At 46.6% G+C, this 20,357-nt stretch carries 17 protein-coding genes and 1 pseudogene; 8 read left to right on the forward strand and 10 right to left on the reverse strand.

All coding sequences use genetic code 11. The annotated features are described in order from the left end of the window. Window positions 1–19: 19 nt before the first annotated feature. The 6 genes from L5M38_RS14360 (at window position 20) to L5M38_RS14385 (ending at window position 6,367) form a co-directional block, all read left to right on the forward strand. Entirely contained in the window at window positions 20–793 is a 774-nt protein-coding gene (locus tag L5M38_RS14360) for an enoyl-CoA hydratase (RefSeq protein WP_173245775.1), read from the forward strand. Next, on the forward strand, window positions 793–1,962 hold the full coding sequence (locus L5M38_RS14365; protein ID WP_263179506.1) for an enoyl-CoA hydratase/isomerase family protein: 1,170 nt from the start codon (window positions 793–795) through the stop codon (window positions 1,960–1,962). Before L5M38_RS14360 ends, L5M38_RS14365 begins: the two co-directional genes overlap by 1 nt. Before the next feature lie 134 nt (window positions 1,963–2,096). After that, window positions 2,097–2,999, forward strand: coding sequence for a 3-hydroxyisobutyrate dehydrogenase (mmsB, locus tag L5M38_RS14370; RefSeq protein ID WP_263179507.1), 903 nt, complete (start codon window positions 2,097–2,099; stop codon window positions 2,997–2,999). A 24-nt stretch (window positions 3,000–3,023) separates the two neighbouring features. Beyond that, window positions 3,024–3,782, forward strand: coding sequence for an SDR family oxidoreductase (locus L5M38_RS14375; RefSeq protein WP_011846385.1), 759 nt, complete (start codon window positions 3,024–3,026; stop codon window positions 3,780–3,782). Window positions 3,783–3,997: 215 nt separating this feature from the next. Further along, window positions 3,998–4,240, forward strand: coding sequence for a hypothetical protein (locus L5M38_RS14380; protein WP_028760560.1), 243 nt, complete (start codon window positions 3,998–4,000; stop codon window positions 4,238–4,240). Between the two features lie 78 nt (window positions 4,241–4,318). Beyond that, window positions 4,319–6,367: an alpha/beta hydrolase family protein gene (locus L5M38_RS14385; RefSeq protein ID WP_263179508.1), complete on the forward strand. Its 2,049-nt coding sequence runs from the start codon at window positions 4,319–4,321 to the stop codon at window positions 6,365–6,367. Between the two features lie 33 nt (window positions 6,368–6,400). Here the strand turns inward: L5M38_RS14385 and L5M38_RS14390 are convergent, their stop codons facing one another. Continuing rightward, a complete protein-coding gene (locus tag L5M38_RS14390) occupies window positions 6,401–6,862 on the reverse strand; it encodes a MerR family DNA-binding protein (protein ID WP_263179509.1) in 462 nt (153 codons plus the stop codon). 155 nt (window positions 6,863–7,017) lie between these two features. Between L5M38_RS14390 and L5M38_RS14395 the strand changes: the two genes are divergently transcribed. Next, a complete protein-coding gene (locus L5M38_RS14395; RefSeq protein ID WP_263179510.1) occupies window positions 7,018–9,252 on the forward strand; it encodes a heavy metal translocating P-type ATPase in 2,235 nt (744 codons plus the stop codon). Between the two features lie 382 nt (window positions 9,253–9,634). Then, a complete protein-coding gene (locus L5M38_RS14400; RefSeq protein ID WP_219250205.1) occupies window positions 9,635–11,227 on the forward strand; it encodes an ABC-F family ATPase in 1,593 nt (530 codons plus the stop codon). A 159-nt stretch (window positions 11,228–11,386) separates the two neighbouring features. On the opposite strand, the gene L5M38_RS14405 is transcribed toward L5M38_RS14400, so the two are convergent. From L5M38_RS14405 to L5M38_RS14445, 9 genes and pseudogenes are all read right to left on the reverse strand, one after another. Further along, the gene (locus L5M38_RS14405; protein WP_263165863.1) at window positions 11,387–11,911 is read right to left on the reverse strand and encodes a lipocalin family protein; all 525 of its coding nucleotides are present in this window, start codon (window positions 11,909–11,911) and stop codon (window positions 11,387–11,389) included. A gap of 119 nt (window positions 11,912–12,030) precedes the next feature. Next, entirely contained in the window at window positions 12,031–12,909 is an 879-nt protein-coding gene (locus tag L5M38_RS14410; protein ID WP_263165865.1) for a DMT family transporter, read from the reverse strand. A 105-nt stretch (window positions 12,910–13,014) separates the two neighbouring features. Then, a complete protein-coding gene (locus L5M38_RS14415; protein ID WP_263179511.1) occupies window positions 13,015–15,609 on the reverse strand; it encodes an FAD-binding protein in 2,595 nt (864 codons plus the stop codon). 132 nt (window positions 15,610–15,741) lie between these two features. Continuing rightward, on the reverse strand, window positions 15,742–16,770 hold the full coding sequence (locus tag L5M38_RS14420; protein ID WP_263165867.1) for a diguanylate cyclase: 1,029 nt from the start codon (window positions 16,768–16,770) through the stop codon (window positions 15,742–15,744). A 229-nt stretch (window positions 16,771–16,999) separates the two neighbouring features. Continuing rightward, window positions 17,000–17,890 carry an IS982 family transposase gene (locus tag L5M38_RS14425; RefSeq protein ID WP_263165868.1) on the reverse strand — a complete coding sequence of 297 codons (891 nt, stop codon included), beginning with the start codon at window positions 17,888–17,890 and terminating at the stop codon, window positions 17,000–17,002. A gap of 149 nt (window positions 17,891–18,039) precedes the next feature. Next, window positions 18,040–19,089, reverse strand: coding sequence for a transposase (locus L5M38_RS14430; RefSeq protein ID WP_113938919.1), 1,050 nt, complete (start codon window positions 19,087–19,089; stop codon window positions 18,040–18,042). A gap of 207 nt (window positions 19,090–19,296) precedes the next feature. Then, window positions 19,297–19,482 carry a hypothetical protein gene (locus L5M38_RS14435; RefSeq protein WP_346345238.1) on the reverse strand — a complete coding sequence of 62 codons (186 nt, stop codon included), beginning with the start codon at window positions 19,480–19,482 and terminating at the stop codon, window positions 19,297–19,299. A 142-nt stretch (window positions 19,483–19,624) separates the two neighbouring features. Further along, a complete protein-coding gene (locus tag L5M38_RS14440) occupies window positions 19,625–20,002 on the reverse strand; it encodes a DP-EP family protein (protein ID WP_219250208.1) in 378 nt (125 codons plus the stop codon). A 125-nt stretch (window positions 20,003–20,127) separates the two neighbouring features. After that, a pseudogene (locus L5M38_RS14445) lies at window positions 20,128–20,357 on the reverse strand (IS4 family transposase); the annotation flags it as partial.

Below are 20,357 nucleotides of genomic sequence, written 5' to 3' on the forward strand. Positions count from 1 at the left end.
TGAAAAGGAGTCTATAAAGATGGAATATTTAGTTGAACGTATCGAAGGCCACACGGCGATTCTGACCATGAACAATCCGCCAGCCAACACTTGGACCGCCGAGAGTTTGCAGGCGCTTAAAGCCAAAGTGCTTGAGCTGAATGCCAATAAAGATATTTATGCCTTAGTGTTAACGGGCCAAGGGCAAAAGTTCTTCTCCGCTGGCGCCGATTTAAAACTGTTTAGCGATGGTGACAAAGGTAATGCGGCAACGATGGCAAAGCATTTTGGTGAAGCCTTTGAAACCTTAAGTCAATTCCGTGGTGTGTCGATTGCCGCGATTAACGGCTATGCCATGGGCGGCGGCTTAGAAGTCGCGTTGGCCTGCGATATTCGTATCGCCGAAATTCAAGCTGTAATGGCATTACCCGAAGCAACGGTCGGTTTATTACCCTGTGCGGGTGGCACTCAGAATCTGACCGCTCTAGTCGGTGAAGGTTGGGCTAAGCGGATGATTTTATGCGGTGAGCGTATCGATGCGACTCAGGCATTGAATCTACGTTTAGTGGAAGAAGTGGTCGATACTGGCGAAGCGCTTAATGCGGCAATTGCCTTAGCCGTCAAAGTGGCGAATCAAAGCCCAAGCAGCGTGACAGCGTGTAAGACGCTTATTCAAGCGGGGCGCACTATGGCGCGTAGCCAAGCGCTACCGATTGAGCGTGAGTTATTTGTCGGATTATTTGATACTGAAGATCAGGCCGAAGGCGTGAATGCGTTTTTAGGGAAACGTAAAGCTGAGTGGAGAAACCGCTAATGACGAATGTAGTAGATAATGACGTGGTCGAGCATGTCGCAAATCAGGTCACGACCACACAAAATGTGGTGTTTCAAACCTTAGCCACTGCTTCTGGCAAATTGGTTGGAGTAGTCACACTCAATGTGGAAAAAGCCCTCAACGCCTTAGATTTAGGCATGGTGCGCGCTATGACGGCGCAGCTTAATCTGTGGAAGAAAGATCCTCTTATCGCTTGCATCGTATTAGATGGCAGCGGTGAGAAGGCATTTTGTGCTGGTGGTGATGTGCGCGCTTTATACCATGCTTCCATTGCCGCTAATGGGCAAGTGACTGAGGAAGCAAAGGTTTTCTTCGAAGAGGAATATCGCCTCGATTATCTACTGCATACCTTTGGCAAACCTGTGTTGGTGTGGGGTGATGGCATAGTCATGGGCGGCGGCCTCGGTTTGATGGCGGGCGCAAGTCACAGAGTCGTTACCGAAACCTCGCGTATCGCTATGCCTGAGGTGACTATCGGCCTGTATCCCGATGTGGGCGGCAGTTATTTCCTTAATCGTATGCAGGGCAAGATGGGATTGTTTTTGGGATTGACCGCCTATCAACTCAATGCCGCCGATGCCTGTTATGTGGGCCTTGCGGATCATTATCTGAACCGCGACGACAAAGAGCTGATGTTTGATGCCATGGCAACCTTAGATTGGAGCGATACGCCAGCACTTAATCATCAACGTTTAGATAGCATGATTAACGAGCTGTCTAATCAAGTGGATATTCCGAAGGGCGACAGTGTATTAGCCGAAAGCCAAGACATAATTGACAGGCTTATGGCGGGCAGTTTGCAGGATATTGCAACACGTATGTCAACTCTGGTATCGGAAGAAAAGTGGTTAATGAAAGCGCGGGACACCTTCCTTGCGGGTAGCCCTATCAGCTGGCACTTGGTCTATATCCAAGGGCAGTTAGGGACTAAGCTTAGCTTAGCTCAATGTTTCAAATGGGAATTAACCGCGAGTGTTAACATGTGTGCCCACGGTGATTTCTGCGAAGGCGTTCGTGCACTCTTGATTGATAAAGACAAGAAACCGCAATGGCGTTTTAAGGATGTTAACTCAGTACCCACAGCGGTACTTGAGCAAATATTGGCTTCCCCATGGGGCGAGGCGCATCCCTTTAACCAACTGAGTTAAGCGTTTAAGGGCCGAGTTGGCTAAGCGCTGTATTTATCGGCTTAGCTAAGCTCGCTTTACTCTGTGATAATGACAACATAATCAATTTGATAGCATTATCACAACACTAAAAAGAACAACACAGGAGTGATGGCATGAGTACAGTAGCCTTTATCGGTTTAGGTAATATGGGCGGCCCAATGGCGGCCAATTTATTAAAAGCAGGCATGACGGTTCGCGTCTTTGATTTAGTCCCCGAGGCTATGCAGCAATTGGCCGAAAAAGGCGCCTTAGTATCAAGTACCGCCTGCGGCGCTGCAGCGGGTGCAAGTGTGGTGATTACTATGCTGCCTGCGGGCAAGCATGTAAAAAACTTATATTTAGGCAATGGAACAGACAAAGGCCTACTTGAAGTGGTTGCGGGTGATACCTTGCTCATCGATTGTTCAACCATCGATGCGCAAAGCGCACAATTAGTGGCGGCCGAAGCGGCTAAAAGCGGCATCGAATTTATGGATGCACCGGTTTCTGGCGGCACGGCAGGCGCGGCGGCGGGCACCTTAACTTTTATTTGTGGTGGCTCGGATACCGCTTTTGAACGTGCGCAGCCCGTACTTAAGGCTATGGGTGTGAATATCTTCCACGCAGGCGGTCCAGGTGCGGGGCAAGTCGCTAAAATCTGCAATAACATGCTGTTATCTGTGTTGATGGTCGGTACTTCCGAAGCCCTGCAAATGGGCGTCGATCATGGTCTCGATCCCAAAGTGTTATCCGATATTATGAAGGTCAGCAGTGGCGGAAACTGGACGCTAGAGAAGTACAATCCCTGCCCAGGCGTGATGGAAACAGTGCCTTCTTCTAAGGGCTATCAGGGTGGCTTTATGGTAGATTTGATGGTCAAAGATCTCGGTCTGTCACAAGAAGCTGCATTATTGAGCAACTCTAGCACGCCAATGGGCGCTTTAGCCCGCAGCTTGTATGTTAATCATGCAAGACAAGGCAATGGTCGCCGAGATTTTTCCAGTATATTTGAACAATTTGCACCACTTAAAAAATAGACACAGATAACAAGGGATCACCAGATGGATTTAAAAGATAAGGTTGTCGTCATTACTGGCGGCGCGGGTGGCTTAGGCTTAGCAATGGCGCAAAATTTTGCGCAGGCGGGTGCTAAGATAGCGCTTATCGATGTGGACCAAGAAAAACTCGAGCGAGCCTGCGCTGAGCTTGGATCGGACACTGAAGTTCAAGGTTATGCCTTAGACATTACCGACGAAGAAGACGTCGTCGCGGGTTTTGCCTATATTCTCGAAGATTTTGGTCAAGTGAACGTGTTAGTGAACAACGCCGGTATTCTGCGTGATGGCATGTTAGTCAAAGCCAAAGACGGCAAAGTCACTGATCGTATGTCTTACGAACAATTTCAATCGGTGATCAATGTGAACCTGACCGGCAGTTTCCTCTGTGGCCGTGAGGCCGCAGCGGCCATGATTGAATCGGGTCAAGCGGGGGTGATTGTTAACATCTCTAGCCTTGCTAAGGCGGGTAATATGGGTCAATCAAATTACGCGGCCTCAAAAGCGGGTGTTGCGGCTATGTCTGTCGGCTGGGCAAAGGAGCTGGCGCGTTACAATATCCGTAGTGCAGCCGTGGCCCCAGGTGTGATTGCAACCGAGATGACGGCGGCAATGAAGCCAGAAGCGTTGGAGCGTTTAGAGAAACTCGTGCCTGTTGGCCGCTTAGGTCATGCCGACGAGATAGCTTCTACCGTACGTTTTATTATTGAAAACGATTATGTTAACGGTCGTGTGTTTGAAATCGATGGTGGTATCCGTCTTTAGAGCGATATCTTATTGATTTACATAAAAACCGAGCTTAGGCTCGGTTTTTTTATCGGGTAAATAAAGATAATGGTTCTTATACCCTAGCTTTGGGATTTATTTAGATTTCACTGTTGGAGTTGACATTTAGTTGTTAACCTTCAACAATCGCTCTCCCGTTTTTTTACATAACTTTACAAACATGTTGATCACATGTAATGGAGCTTGAAATCCGGATGTCTTGGCAGGAAAAAGCCCACTGGCTTGAGAAAATCACTAAGCGCATGATGTTGATCGTGGGTATCTTAGGGTTGGTTGTGATTTATTGCGGTTTCTTTTTTCTGCTCTTTAGTGGCCGCTCTGTGGCCGTGATCCCATGGTTTTTTCTTATCTCACCTTGGGTGTGTATTTATTTTGGTTTAACGCAAGTACAACAAGTGCAAGTGGTAAATTGGTTCTTAAAAAAATTTAAAAAATAACTAATTTACACATAACTCATTTCTGCAAGTTCATATTTTGTTTCGGTTTGTGCAGTTGGCAAACATTGGGGAGAAACAATGAAGCTACATGGATATTTATGGATGCTGGGGGGCTTATTTTGTTTAGGTGCTTGCGAGCGCTCGAACAAAGAGACGCCGCATCTTAGTGATAATGGCGCGCGCATAGTTGCGCCCTATGGTAGTTGGCTGTCTCCGCTATCGGCGACTGAAGTTTTTGAGCAGGCCGATAATGTGGCTGAGTTGCAAAGCGTTGATGGTGCTATTTATTTCTCTGAATCTGATGGTGAAAAACAAGGCCAAGTCGGGATCAAACGCCTCGACCAACGTGGAAAAATTACCGACATAGTGCCGCCTGCGTTTAATGTTAAATCCGCCGTTCATGAATACGGTGGTGCCGCCTTTTTGGGGATTGGTCAGAGTCTGTTTGCCACTAAGGCACAGGACCAACTGTTTTATCGTTTTGCCCCTAATCAACCCCCTTTGCCTTTAACGCCAAATGGTACTCGCCATGCAGATTGTATTGCTTACCCCAAAGGGTCGAGGATTATCTGTGTGCGCGAAGATCATCGTCAAGCGGGTGAGCCTAAGGCGAGTCTTGTTACCATTAATCTTAATTTTGCCGGTGAAGGCGATACTTTTGTTTCGGGCCATGACTTTATTTCTTCGCCAGCCATCTCGCCCGATAACAGCCAACTGGCGTGGATCACGTGGGAACATCCCTATATGCCATGGGATAATAGCGTGCTCTGGCTTGGGGATCTGGACCGTAAAGGACAATTACACAATATTCGTAAGGTAAACACGCCCGCAGATTCTTCGGTGTCGCAGCCGTTATTTAGTCCTGATGGACAATTGTATGTCGTATCGGATATCAGTAACTGGTGGAATATCTATCGAGTCACGGCACAAAATACCTTAGACCCAGTGCTAAAGAAAAAGGCCGAGTTTGCGGTGGCTGATTGGTATTTAGGCAATCATAATTATGCCTTTGAATCCGAAAAAACGATTATTGCCAGTTATATGCTTGGTAGTCAGGCCGTTTTAATTCGACTGCATCTAGATTCAGGCCTGACCGAATCTTTGGCCGTCGACTTTGGTGAAATCACCCAAGTGATCCGAGGGGAAGATGCTGTTTATTTTGTCGGCGCTAAGGCGACGCCAGAGAAGGGCATTTATAAAGTGATCGGTCGTGGTACTGAGTTGGTGTATACCCCTAACTTACCAAAACTTAATCCCAATTATATCTCCCGTGCTAAAAATATTACTTTTAAAACAGGTGCTAACCAGCAAGCTTACGGTTATTTTTATGGTCCGGTTAACCCCAACTATACTGCGCCTAATGATACCCGTCCGCCCTTGATTGTAATGTTACACGGCGGTCCTACGGCGCGGGCGAGTCTGGCTTATCGCAGTGATATTCAATTTTGGACCAGCCGAGGTTTTGCGGTTCTCGATGTTAATTTCCGTGGCAGCAGTGGTTTTGGCCGTGCTTATCGTCAAAGTATCTACGGAAAATGGGGCCAAGTTGATGTGGAGGATGCGGTCAATGCGGCCCGTTATTTAGTCGATAAGGGCTGGGTTGATGGACAAAAGCTGGCGATTCGAGGTGTCAGCGCTGGTGGGTTAACTGTGATGTCGTCATTGGCATTTTATGATGTATTTCAAGCGGGGGTGAGCTATGCGGGGATCAGTGACTTTGAACAGCTCGCCAAGAGTACCCATAAATTCGAGACTGGCTACTTAGATCTGCTCATCGGCCCCTATGGTGAAAATCAAGCCCGCTATAGGGAACTGTCGCCCCTGCATCACCTTGAAGGATTGAATGAGCCTTTATTAATTTTTCAAGGATTACGTGACCAAATCGTACCACCACAGCAGTCGCGGCAGATTTATGAGGCGTTGAAAGTGAGAGGCGTACCCACGGCTTATATCGCTTATCAGGATGAACCCCACGGCGGTTGGAAACCTGAGCACAAGGCCGCAGGATTAGAAACTGAGCTGGCATTTTATGGGCAAGTGTTTAACTTTACCCCAGCGGGTAAGCTTGCAACACTGGTACTGGATAACGCCGCGGCGCTAAAGCCAACCATAGTGAGAAGACAATAACGCGGTATTTACCGTTATTGAACTTGGCCATCGCTATCGCGATTGGCTTTTACCGCAACACTCAGAGCCAGCATTTTGCTGGCTCTTGTGATTTTCGAGGCTGCCATGAGTCTCGTGACTTAGGCTGTCGATAATGGCGCAGTGGGGCTGATCGCCGCCTTGGCATTGGGTCACCATGTGCTGCAATTGCGACCTAAGCTGCTGTAACTTATTGATTTGCTCTTCGACATAGGCAAGGTGCGTTTGGGTAAGCTGCTTAACGTCCTCGGCATTACGGCTTTCATTGCCCTTAAGACCAAGCAAGGATTTGCAATCCTCTAGTCTAAAACCTAAGTCGCGACATTGATGCACAAACTTAAGTGCTTCAATATCTTGATGGCGATAAACTCGATAACCCGCCCCATTGCGCTCGCCGCACACTAAACCAATATCATGGTAATAACGGATACTCTTAACACTTAAGCCCGTTTGTTTCGCCACTTCACCTATCTTCATTCTGACCTCTATTTTTCCAACTGAATGGTATCACCCATTTCGCCCAACAATTAATTGTCGATGTGATCACATTGAGCAAATTCATCCTTGACTCTCCAGTGATGGGAGACTTTATCTTAGACCTATAGTGTGAAACATCAAGTGAGGGATCTCCCATGTCTATGACCAGACTCTATGTCGCCAATATGAATTGCGCTGGCTGCGTCGCAAAAATTGAAAAGGCGTTTGCCGCCCAAGATGGCGTCGAAGTGCGTGTGAATCTCGCCGATAAGCAAGTGACGGTAGAAGGCAAGATGAGCGCTGATACCGCCTTGGCTGTGATGGCGAATGCGGGTTATCCGGCGCAGGTCGTTATTGATGCTAAAGTCGCCGCCGAAGAAAAACGCCTTGAAGATGCCGCCGAGTATCGACTGCGAATGCGCCAAGCTATAGCCGCGCTCGTTGTGGGTGTGCCCATGATGCTGTGGGGATTGCTGGGCGGTGAAATGATGATCAACAGCCCAAATCTGCAGTTAGGCTGGGGCATCATGGGACTGGTCACTTTGGCTTTACTCATCACCACAGGCAGACATTTTTATCAAGGTATGTGGCGGGCGCTCAAAGCCAAAACCACCAACATGGATACGCTGATTGTGCTGGGCACCAGTACCGCGTGGGCCTATTCCATGTTGGTAGTCATTATGCCCAGCGCATTCCCTATGGATACCCGCCATGTGTACTTTGAGGCGAGTGTGATGATCTTAGGTTTGATTAACTTAGGTCATGGACTCGAACTCAAAGCGCGGGGCAAAACCAGCGAAGCAGTGCAGCGACTGCTCGGGTTGCAATCCACTACTGCGATTCGTATTACGGATAAGGGTGATGAAAAGGTTGAGATAAGTCAGTTGAAACTGGGCGATAAGCTGCGTTTGCGCCCCGGTGACCGAGTTGCCCTCGATGGTGAGGTCGAAACAGGGCAATCCCTACTCGATGAAGCCATGCTCACAGGTGAGCCTATTCCCGTGCTTAAAAATCGGGGAGACAGTCTGAGCGCGGGCACAGTCAACGGCAATGGCAGCCTAGTTTACCGAGTGACGGCTGGGCAACAAGATACTAAGCTCGCCAAAATCATTGCACTGGTGCAACAGGCACAAACGTCAAAATTACCCATAGGTCGATTGGCCGATAAGATCTCCGCGGTATTTGTCCCGACTGTGGTGGCGATAGCGCTGCTGGCGGCGGCAATTTGGTATTTTGCAGGTCCAGCGCCCGCCTTAAGCCATGCGTTAGTGGTGCTGACGAGTGTGCTTATCATAGCGTGTCCCTGTGCGCTGGGGCTGGCGACACCTATGTCTATCATGGTGGCCGTTGGCCGCGCAGCCCAAATGGGCGTGTTAGTTAAAAATGGCGAGGCGTTGCAAACCGCCAGTAAAGTCGATTGTGTGGTGTTGGATAAAACCGGCACTGTTACCTTAGGTAAGCCACAAGTCACTGACTTTGTATTAGTACAAACACTGAGTGATGCCGACAAAGAAACCTTGCTGGGCGAAATTGCAAGCCTTGAGCAGCACTCTGAGCATCCGTTAGCGGGGGCGATTGTCAGTTATGCCAAGGAATCACTCCCGCAATTACCCGACACACAGGCGTTTACGAACCATCAAGGTAAGGGGATTGAGGGCAAGGTCGATGGCATATCGCTGGCGATTGGTAATTTCGCCTTGATGACGGCATTGGAGATTGTCAATTCCGATGGCAGTGCCTTAGATCCTAACGCGACATTAAGTTTTGCGCACCAAGGTAAAACCCCGATTTATATCGCTAAAGCGGGCAAGTTAGTGGCCACTATCTCGCTGGCTGATCCGATTAAACCCGATGCCAAAGAAGCCATCGCGGCCATGCTGCAAAGGGGCATTCGTGTGGTGCTGTTAACGGGGGATAACCCACAAACGGCGCAAGCGGTGGCCGACCAAGTGGGCATCACCGAAGTGATTGCCGGCGTACTGCCCGAGCAAAAACAACAACATGTGCTGGATTTACAAAAGCAAGGGCATGTGGTGGCTATGGTTGGGGATGGCATTAATGATGCGCCAGCTCTAATGAGCGCGGATGTGGGGATCGCGATGGGATCGGGCACTGAGGTGGCGATTGAAAGTGCGGACATCACCTTGTTGTCGCAGCAATTGATAGTGATTGCTAACTTATTGGCATTGTCGCGGGCGACGATTACCAATATTAAGCAGAATCTGTTCGGCGCCTTTGTGTATAACAGTTTAGGCATTCCGGTTGCGGCGGGCGTGCTTTATCCACTCACGGGCATGTTATTAAGCCCAGTGATCGCGGGCGCCGCTATGGCCTTATCTTCACTCACTGTGGTGACGAACGCCAACCGCTTAAGACGGCAGAAGTTATAAGCTGTCGATACCTAAGCTAACTTAAAATGTTGAAACGGGTATCTTGAGTTAGCTTAGGGCTATGTCCACATTAGCACTTACTGCATAAGCCTTTAGCGTCGGCAAGCTTTGCGACGCTAAGGGTCATCAGATTGTCATTCTGCTCGAATACATTGAAAGCTAAGCCAATAGGGTAAAATTAATTACGCTTCTCATACAGGCATAGTGCGGCGATTTCGGCATTCCCTCTGGCTTTTGATCCGCCTTGGTAGTTGATAATTTAGCCCAAACTGCTATAGTGCCACGTTTATTTTTACCCCTTCGGCATAGCGTTATTTGGTTTATGCTTATTTAAAGCGGCGCCAGCGGGCTCGGCCAACATTACTCGATTTGGAAGTTCATTTTGATCACAACAGCAAATATCACCATGCAGTTCGGCGCTAAGCCACTGTTTGAAAACATCTCAGTTAAATTTGGCGGTGGTAACCGTTACGGTCTTATCGGCGCGAATGGCTGTGGTAAATCGACCTTCATGAAGATCCTGTGTGGTGATCTAGACCCTAGCAGCGGTAACGTCTCGTTAGATGTGAATGAGCGTCTGGGTAAATTAAGCCAGAACCAGTTCGGTTATGAAGAATTCAACCTGATCGATACCGTGATCATGGGCCACCGCGAACTGTGGAAGGTAAAGCAAGAACGTGACCGTATTTATTCTTTGCCTGAAATGAGTGAAGAAGACGGCATTACCGTTGCCAACCTAGAGATGGATTTTGCTGAGATGGACGGTTATACCGCCGAATCTCGTGCCGGTGAATTGCTGTTAGGTGTAGGTATCGGTATCGACAGCCATTTTGGTTTGATGTCTGAAATCGCACCGGGTTTAAAACTGCGTGTATTGTTAGCACAAGCCCTGTTCTCTGATCCAGACGTGCTGCTGCTTGACGAACCTACCAACAACTTGGACATCGACACAATCCGTTGGTTACAAGACATGTTGAACCAACGTAGCAGTACTATGGTTATCATTTCGCATGATAGATATTTCTTAAACTCAGTCTGTACGCACATGGCTGACTTAGACTACGGCGAACTGCGCGTTTACCCAGGTAACTACGACGAATACATGCAAGCAGCGACTCAAGCTCGCGAGCGTTTATTGTCTGATAATGCGAAGAAAAAAGCCCAGATCTCTGAACTGCAAACCTTCGTAGCACGCTTCTCGGCTAACGCTTCTAAAGCGAAACAAGCCACATCACGTGCCCGTCAAATCGACAAGATTAAGTTAGATGAAGTAAAAGCCTCTAGCCGTGTGAACCCCTTCATTCGTTTCGAGCAAGAGAAGAAATTGTTCCGTAATGCCTTAGTGATTGAAAACCTAACTAAAGGCTACGACACTCCGTTATTCAAAGACTTAAACTTAATTGTTGAAGTGGGCGAGCGCATTGCGGTATTGGGTGAAAACGGCGTCGGTAAAACAACCCTGTTACGTACCCTAATCCATGATATCCCGCAGGATGCAGGTACTATCCAATGGTCTGAAAACGCTAACATTGGTTACTATGCACAGGACCATGAGTCTGATTTCGCTAACGAAATGACGCTGTTCGAGTGGATGAGCCAATGGCGCAAGCCAGAAGATGACGACCAATCGGTACGTGGCATCTTAGGCCGTATGTTATTTGGCTCTGACGACATTAAAAAGTCAGTCAAAGTGCTGTCTGGTGGTGAGAAAGGTCGTATGTTATTCGGCAAGCTCATCATGCAAAAAGCCAACATTTTAGTGCTCGACGAACCGACCAACCACATGGATATGGAATCGATTGAATCACTGAACAACGCGCTGGAAATGTACGAAGGGACCTTGATTTTCGTGAGTCATGACCGTGCATTCGTATCGTCTCTGGCAAACCGTATCCTTGAAGTCACTCATTCAGGCGTGAATGATTTCAGAGGCACTTATGATGAGTTCCTTGCCAGCAAAGGCATTGAAGTCTAACGCTATTCGTGATTTAGCTGCATGTGTAAATGCATGCATCTAAATGCAGCATCAATAAAAACGCCGCGATTCATTGCGGCGTTTTTGTATCCATTTGCTGTCGTTTTTTCTAGTGATTAGCTTTTCGCGCACTCGATTTTAGCGCATTGGCGGCACTCGTTAGGGCGCTGACTCTTGCTGCACATAAATCAAATTGTCGGTATCAAAGCCGCGGGCTTTAGACATTTCAACAAATTTTTGCAACACCTCCGGTGGCACAGTCGGGGTTTTAGCCAATAGCCACAAATAACCTGTGTCGGGTCCCGATATAAAAGCGTATTGATAGTTTTCATGATCTAATTCGAAGACCACATACGATCCATAAAATGGCCCAAAGAAGGAGACTTTCAAATAGCCTTCTGAGTCCCCATTCACAAAATAGGCCTTTCCTTCGGCTTCTTTCCATTCATTTTTAGCCGCTGAGAATCCACGATTAATGACCATCACACCGCCATCGTCTCTGAGGCTATATTCTGCGCTAACTTGGCTTAAGCCTCTTTCGAATGAATGATCTAAGCGCGCAATTTCGTACCATTTACCTAAGTATTTATTCAGCTCAAAATCATTCACGGGTTGAACCAGTTTAGGCATGCCTAAGCAACCGCTGAGCAAAAATATACTAATGACTAACAGTAGCTTTCTCAATTTGACCTCCTGATCTTAAGTCTTAGTCGCACGTCTTCGGTGCAATGTTCAATCAATCCTCTGTTGAGCTTACACTATTTTCTTCACATTATTTCAGCTACTTGGCAAAGTGTTGTTGGTTAGCTGCTCGTAATCAATACTTTGCGTTGACTGATAAAGCCTTGGCTAATGCCGGCCAGAATAATCAAGCCGACACCGCTTAATTGCATTGGGCTCAAGGTTTCACCAAATATCCACCATGCCAGCGTCACTACGATAACGGGTTCCACATAGGCGAGGGTGCCAAAGGTGACTGCTGGCAATTGCCGCAGGGCTTTTACCGCCAGTAATATTGCTAAAAATCCGGGGAAGAATCCAATCGCAATTAACCAACCCATTTGCGGCAAACTTGGCGTTAGCGGTGCATTTATCACTAAGGGCAGTAGGCACAAAGCGCCGACACTAAGCTGCACTAAAGTGCTTTGATAGGGCGAACTCAGGCTAGGTTTTCGATTGATTAACATAAAACCGCAGTAGGTTAATAAGGCGAGTAGGGCATAAAAATAACCTAATAATTCAGTGTGATCGCTCGCTTGCTGCGGCCCTGTTGGGATCATTAACATAAAGCCCATTAGTGCGACGACCACGCTTGCCATGCTTAAGCGGGTGAGTTTCTCGGCAAAGAAATAATGGGCGAAAATAGCCGACACCACAGGGGCTAAGTAAATAATCATGATCACATTGGCCATTTGGGTGTACTGAATGGCTTCAATGTAAAACGCCATAAAACCCGCGAGCATAATGCCATTCACTAAGGTACGTTTACTGGGTCTATGGCGAATTTGCTGGCCTTTACCTGTAAGCAGCATATAAGCCAATAGAAATAGGGCACCGAGCAGTAAGCGGTAGAAGGTAATGTGTTCGGCGGGCAGGGCGGCAAAGCGCGCTAATACACCGATTGTGCCCATAAGAATGGCCGCCAATAGGGCAAAAATGATAGCTAAAGCTGAGCTGGGCATAGATAACCTACAACAGAGTGAATAGAGAGTTAAGGGGCGACACCGTCCGTGGACGGCGTCGATTTTGCCTTAAAAACTCACCCTAGGCTATGCCGATGTATTAACTTAGATAATGCTTTTACGTGAGCGGAAATGGTTAAAGCTATCTTGGCTGTAGGCCGCCTTAATCCGTTTTAACGCAGCGTAATTGTGGTCAAAGTACACATCTGTTGGAATGGCCTTATCTTTGAAACTGATAAAAGCGCCCGAGGTGTTGGGGATGTCATAGTTTCGGCTGGCATCAATCCAATCGAGCGCACGATTAATGCGGGTAAACACTTGGCTATCCTGCAATTGTTGCTTCTCTTGCAGGGCGTTATTCCACCAAGTTTGATATTGAATCGTGTATTGTCTGTCCTTGTAGGGGAAGGCGCTGCGACTCTTTTGCTCTTCGCCCATAGTGCGATAATAATCACCAGTTATAGCGCCAAGGGTAACATAGGTAAATAGCCCCAATTGGCGATTACCTTCAAGCACATAGCGAGAGGTTAAGCTTTCAAGCAGTGGCTTATAACCGTCCCTCAGGCCCGTTTGATTCACTAAGCGCGAGGTGACTTTATGGGGCGCGGGTTCATCCACATCGGTTGGATTAGGTGAGCGGCTTATGCCTTGTAAGTCAGCTTGCAGATGATGAAAAGATTCCCTTTCCCAACTGGGCATTAAGTTTTCACCGTAAGCTTTGGTGAGTCCGCCCATACCCTCGATGCGAATATCATTGGGGACTAGGCCAAATTCATTAAATTGTGTCTGGATAAAGTGGTTTAGGCTGGCGGAATTGCCCTCCCAAAAACCATACATCAAGCAGTTATGCGTAATTGAGTCAGTGTCTATGTCGAGTGTTTTGTGTTGTTCTACGGGTAAATTTTTGGCATTAATCTTGAGATTAGTGCCAATCAAACAGCCAGTGCTGTCGGCATTTATGATGGCTTCCCAGCGCTGTAAAATGTCTTTAGTTGGGGTGTGCTCAATAAGTTCATGGGTTTGTTTATCGTAGCAATTCCATTCTAATTCAAACTTGATAAGGCAAGGCGGTAGTGGAAAGGTTTGCACAAAAAAGCGGGTCACAATGCCATAACTTAACCCACCACCACCCTTAAGCGCCCAGAGTAACTCAGGTTTATTGGCAACAGAGACGACTTGAGTTTCACCAATGTCGAGGACGATTTCTGCCTGTAATAGGGATTCGCAGCACATGCCGTGTTTGCGGGTCCAAGGTCCTGAGCCACCGCCCATAATAAATCCCGCTATGGCAACACTGCCACAGGTGCTATGGGGGATCATCACGCCTTGTTTGGCAAGCGCAGTGGTGAGATTGATAAAGCGATTGCCTGGGCCAATGGCCGCAATACCTGTGATGGGATCTAAAGTGAGGCTATCCATCTTCAGCAGATCCAACACTATGGTATTGGTTTCAGTGCTTTCACCTTCGTGATCATTCCCACCTGAGCGCACGCTGATTGGCAAGTTATAATCGATGGCCGCCTTATAGGCGATTTTGACTTCTTCAGTTGACGTGCATTTGATTATCGCCAGTGGTTTTTTTTGTAATCTGCGGTTGAACAGTTGGCAAGCCTGTTGATAGGCAATCATTTGCTTACCTGTGCTGACCGAGAGTTGCTGCTCACTATAATAATGGCCACCGGTAATAATATTGTCGGCCGGAATGTGTGCGCGAACTTCATTGATAAAATTAACAAAGTTTTTGGCTTGAGTGATCACTAAGTTTTCACTGATCCGCACTTCAGCACTTAATTCTTCTTCGGTTGATTGAATAATCAAACAATCCCGTTCCAGTTCATTTGCGACGGTGACTTTAATATTCGAGCGATAGGCCGTCAGCGATTTAAACACTTCAATATTGAGTGTAATATCCGCTTGATTACTCGCCGTGTAATTCACTAAATAACTAAAATTAGGCCAAGTGTTATAGTTACATTCAATAATATAGGCTCGGCGTTCGTGGGGCGGAATAATCTTAGGCAGTTGTTGATTATAGGTGTTGCTATCCGTAGTGGTTTTTATGAATTGATGTTCAGTATCATTAAATATGACCAGCAGCACTTTTTGTCTTTTAAGTGGAATAAAGTTTTCACCACGAATATTATGTGCATCTTGATGCTGATAAATGTAAAGGTTATTTTCGCTAATCGATTTTTGTTGCGCTGGATTACGGTAATAGTCAACGATTTCAGTTCGGGTTAGTAATCGATTGAGCAAGGTGATGCCAAATATTTCACCATCGAAATGTGTATCGCGATGATTCGGTAAAGACACGTTTTCAATTAAAAATTCATTGTCGGCAACCAGTGACAGGTTATTGAGTTGTGTATGGGTAATTTCACCATCCACATAACAACTGATTTCATGGTATTCATGGCAGATAGACAATAAGTGCCACTGACCGTCGTTAAGTCCACCTAAGGTTGATATTGCTTCAACCCGCAGTAAGGTGGTATTAATCACGCATTCAATATGCCCAAGTGAATTAATATCCACCGCGAAATAGGTATCTTCTCGATCGGTTTTATAATGGAACACACGCCCACCTGCGCTGGTTTTCAACCAACACTGGTAAGTGAATATGGCAAGGGGTGACGTGCTCACGGGTAAGCTTTTTTCAATCACTGCCCGTATATTTCTTGATGCCTCAAGCTTGTCCATATTCATGCGTCCTTTCGTGTGCTTTGCGTGTTTTCCTCAATGCGCTAAAGCGCCTACTGAGGTCATTAATCCCGTTGTTGATCCATCGCGGATAACTAAGCCGCGGGCAAATAAGTCGCCAATTAATGGGGATTAAAGCGACGTATTGATCCTGTCACGGCCATCGGCTTTGGCGCGGTACAATGCAGTATCGGCGGCGCACAGCATGGCGAGTGAGGTACGGAACTGGCCATTGATTTCACTCGCAATCCCTTGGCTCGCGCTCACAGAGACATAGTCGCGCAAGCCTTGCTCGGTAAAGCGCAGGTCATTAATCCCTTGCTGTACTTTTTGGGCAATGGTGAGTGCCATTTTGGCATTGTGGCTTGGCAGAATTAGCGCGAATTCTTCACCGCCGTAACGCGCTGCCAGGCCAATTTCTATCGGCACTATGTCAGCAATCACTTTGGCAATCTTACGTAGGCATTCGTCGCCTTGGATATGGCCGAATTGGTCGTTGAACACTTTGAAATAATCCACATCGATAATCACCACGCTGATAGGGCGCAGCTTACCTGTACATTCTTCCCAATAGTGATGCAGCATTTCATCAAAATATCGGCGGTTCGCCAGCCCAGTAAGTGAATCTGTGGCGGCCAATTTACGTAGCTTTTGATTTTCCGCTTTGTGCTGCGTCAAATCGTGCATCATCATCACAAACAGAGGTTCATGGCTGGGGATGTAGGAAATGGAGAGCTCGACATCTTTTGCTTTGCCTGAGGCAGTAATGAGGGTGATTTCTTCGGCGCAGTGCTGCACTGGAATACCGCAATTTTTGCCTAATTTAATATCATTGCTCAGCAGATTGTCGTAGCGAGCTTGATGGTGTTCGGTCAAAAAGTTGCGCCAATCTTGTCCCTTCAAACTGGCCTGTGGGCACGTCAGTAAGTCAGCACCTTTGATGTTGCTAAAGTAAATGTAACCTTGGGCATTGACGATAATCACCGGTTCAGTCAGATGCTGAATAAACTGTTGAATCGTTTCAATCGAGGCATGTTCGAAGAAGGTTAACGGCAATGCGGGCTCGACCAAGCCTTGCTGCGCAGTACACTGTAAGCCATTGTCTTCACCCACAAGTGATAATGGATGTTGTGAGCGAGTCTGTTTAGGTGAGCTTGTCATTGTTATCATTCTCCGTGAACCTAATGTCATCTGCGCTAAGCGCTTTTCTGATGATGACTTTATTCTTCGCAAAGAAAAGATACCTTCTGCTTACCTTCTGGTGTAATTTGTTGATTTTAAATGTTTTAAATTTTACCTTCTGAGTCGTTTTGTCAGCGATTAGGTAGGATAGTTAGTTGGGCGCTTGCTTACATCTCACAAAATTTGGGCTAAATAACCTGAGATCGGTTTAACAAGCCATAACTGCAATAGCATTAAACTCCCCGTTAGTGAGGTTCAGTTGTGGCTTATTGTCTTTCAATTGATAGGCGATGAGTCCCTCAATCATATTCAGCATAAAACCATGCACACTGCGATGTCTTGAGTGCTCTATTTGAGAGATATTTTTTAACGGGTCGTTGATGGTTTCTATGATGAAACGTCTCGACAGCATCGCTCTATCCCACAATGACATCGCCTTCGCTTTCATATTCTTACGCACGTTCGTCACCAACTTTACGCCTTTCTCCAGCAATTCACTAGACAGCGCTTTACTGATATACCCTTTATCTGCATAGAGTTTATTCATATCACTGTGCGCCATCTCGTTCACCGGTTTTGTGTCATGTACATTCGCTGGGGTCACTTTGGCCGCCACTATTCCGCCTTGATGATTCACAATCAAATGCAGCTTAAAGCCATAGAACCACCCCATGGTGCCTTTACCTCTGCACGCCAGCCCCGCCAAGGTTTTATGGCGATGAATACGTAGGTTATGACACACTTTGATGCTGGTTGAATCTACAAATTCGATGCCAGTGGGGTCACTCTTAAGGCTGGCAAAGTAGCTGCAAAGCGGCACTAAAGCAGTGGGCATCACCTCAAGAAAGCGGGTATAACTGAGTAAATTGGGAAAAGCGGATTTGTAGAAATGAGCCAGATAGCCGATGTAGAAGTTCTTGAAATCACGGTGGTGAGACATCTGAAAAAGTATGATGATGGTCATCACTTCGCTCATCGTCATACGGCCAGGGCGTTGACGCTTGCGTGTGCCATCGGTTAACAGCGTTTTTTCCCATTCTGGAATGAAAACAGCCAAAAAATCATCGACATCGCAAAACACTTCCACTAATTTATGCATAGGCCCTCCGGTGTGATGGGGTTTCTCTTGGTCGAAAGATCCGATCACTTGGAGGGCTATTAGTTCAACATTTCTTATCCCGAGTTCAGGTTAAATAGCCACAAGTCTTAAGCATTACGACTGAGTCGAATATTTGTTGTTAGGGCAATTTAACGCAATGTAAGTCCATTAATTTGCTCCGGATGTAGTGCTTGGCTATGGGATTTCCCTCGACACCATTTGCCACCTTGCTTGTGTTTAAATGCACACATCGCATCCCATCGACCGCTTATGCCACTGAACTGTCGGCGAAACTCTTTGGCTGAAAGTAACCATGCATCGGATGCAATCCCTAACTCATTAAGCAGTTTAGGTCGCTGGTTATCGATAAATCCTTTTTTATCATGGCGAATCGCGCGACCCGTCCAATCGATAAGTTCCAGATAATCGGCAAAATGAAAGGGGATGCCCGTTTGTCGATGAAGGTGCGTTGCACCATCAAATTTTGCGAGGGATTTATCTGGTGTTGGCTGAGAGTTATCTACTGGGGTTTTGGTTATCAGTGGTGTGATGCTGTTAGGGGAAAGTGCATTTAGACGTTTTTGAATTGATGTAAAATCAGAGGATTGCAAAGAATCGGCAATGCCAGCTCGAATAGGATTCAAATCAACGTACATCATACACGCCAGTAATGCTTGCTCATCTAACAGTGCTTGGGATTTAAAACGGCCTTCCCAGAAGGCACCTTTGCACTCATCTTCTCGATTTGCGTTACGGGCAATCTCTTCATTTAGGCATCGCATAAACCAAGAGATACTGCTTAATCGCTCTTGCCACTCGGCAATTAAGGCATCGAGTAACATGCGTTCACCGTCGATTAATGCATCACCATTCATATATTTAGTGGCAATAGCATGGCCTTTGGTGATTTGACACCAGCGACTGATAATGTCTCTTTGCGTTAACGATTTAGCCTTCTCCACGTCAATCTTAAGCACTAAATGATAGTGATTGCTCATCACCGCATAGGCGCAGATATCGATACAAAAGATGGTGGATAATGCTTTGATTTTATCGACAATCCAGCCACGTCTATGCTCATAACTGCGGCCTGTGAGTTTATCCTCACCGCACAGAAAAGCCCTTCTGACACAGCGATTTATCACATGATAGAAGGGAGTTGTATTAGCATCGATAAGCATTCTTCTGGCCGAGGTCATCATCCGCTCCAAACAGACGCAATCAAGATAATGTAAAGGCTAGTATAAGAGGGGATAAAGCACAAAAAGGCATGGCTGTCCCCGCTTTTCCATCCCTCCAAACAGACGCAATCAAGATAATGTAAAGGCTAGTATAAGAGGGGATAAAACACAAAAAGGCATGGCTGTCCCCGCTTTTCCGCTTTTAAGCGGCAAGCGCAAAGGATTTTAGTGTCTAAAGATGGTGGATAATGCTTTGATTTTATCGACAATCCAGTCACGTCTATGCTCATAACTGCGGCCTGTGAGTTTATCCTCACCGCACAGAAAAGCCCTTCTGACACAGCGATTTATCACATGATAGAAGGGCGTTGTATTAGCATCGATAAGCATTCTTCTGGCCGGGGTCATCATCTGCTCCAAACAGACGCAATCAAGATAATGTAAAGGCTAGTATAAGAGGGGACAAAGCACAAAAAGACATGGCTGTCCCCGCTTTTCCCCTTTTCTTCGGGTGTAGAAACTGCCCAGCCCGATTAAAGGTTGGGCATTTCGATTAGTTTTGAGGACGATTGATAATTTCTGGATCAGGACTTAATATCAGTAAGGTATTAGTAGTATTGCTCAATACAAATTGGAACTTAGTAGTTCCCGACGTTCTATCTAGATCGACGAGTTGTACTAACATACCATCGCTGCTGATGGTTACCGCATCGACAATATCATCGAATGGGGTAACAAAGCCGACCCCAACAAATTTTAAACCTTTTCCTGTTTGATCATTTAGCAAGTAGGTAACAGTACCAGCTTGGGTGATAGTCACATCCCCTTGGCATTGTTCACCATTAGCATCTGTATAAATAAATACAGGTTCGCCATTTTCTAGATTAACATTGACTTTAATAAATTGAGCCGAGCCTTGTGGTGCGAACATATTAACTTCCTTTCTTTTGGTTAAAATTTGGTATTGGTTATATGAGATTTTAATAGTAAATGTTTAAGATTGTCATCGCTTATAATTTCGCCAAGGCAGTCAAGGGCCTGTCTCTTGATCAGATCTCATAGCGTTTTTCCGGCTTCAAAAAGGGCTTTGGCTAATCGATAGCCCTTTACTTGAGCCTGAAGATCATCCCATCCTTCCCAAATCGTGGTCCAGCTAGCCATTCCCGTGCGCTTGCTATCATTAAAGCCGCCTAATTTCGCCAGAGACTGATAGGCCCACTTCATATTTGGTGCCTCTTTGCCTTTGTGCGCCCTTGGCTTGTAGAGCGCCATCAGTACTCGCCATT

The organism is Shewanella sp. SM101, from assembly GCF_025654465.1.
Lineage (GTDB): Bacteria > Pseudomonadota > Gammaproteobacteria > Enterobacterales > Shewanellaceae > Shewanella > Shewanella oncorhynchi.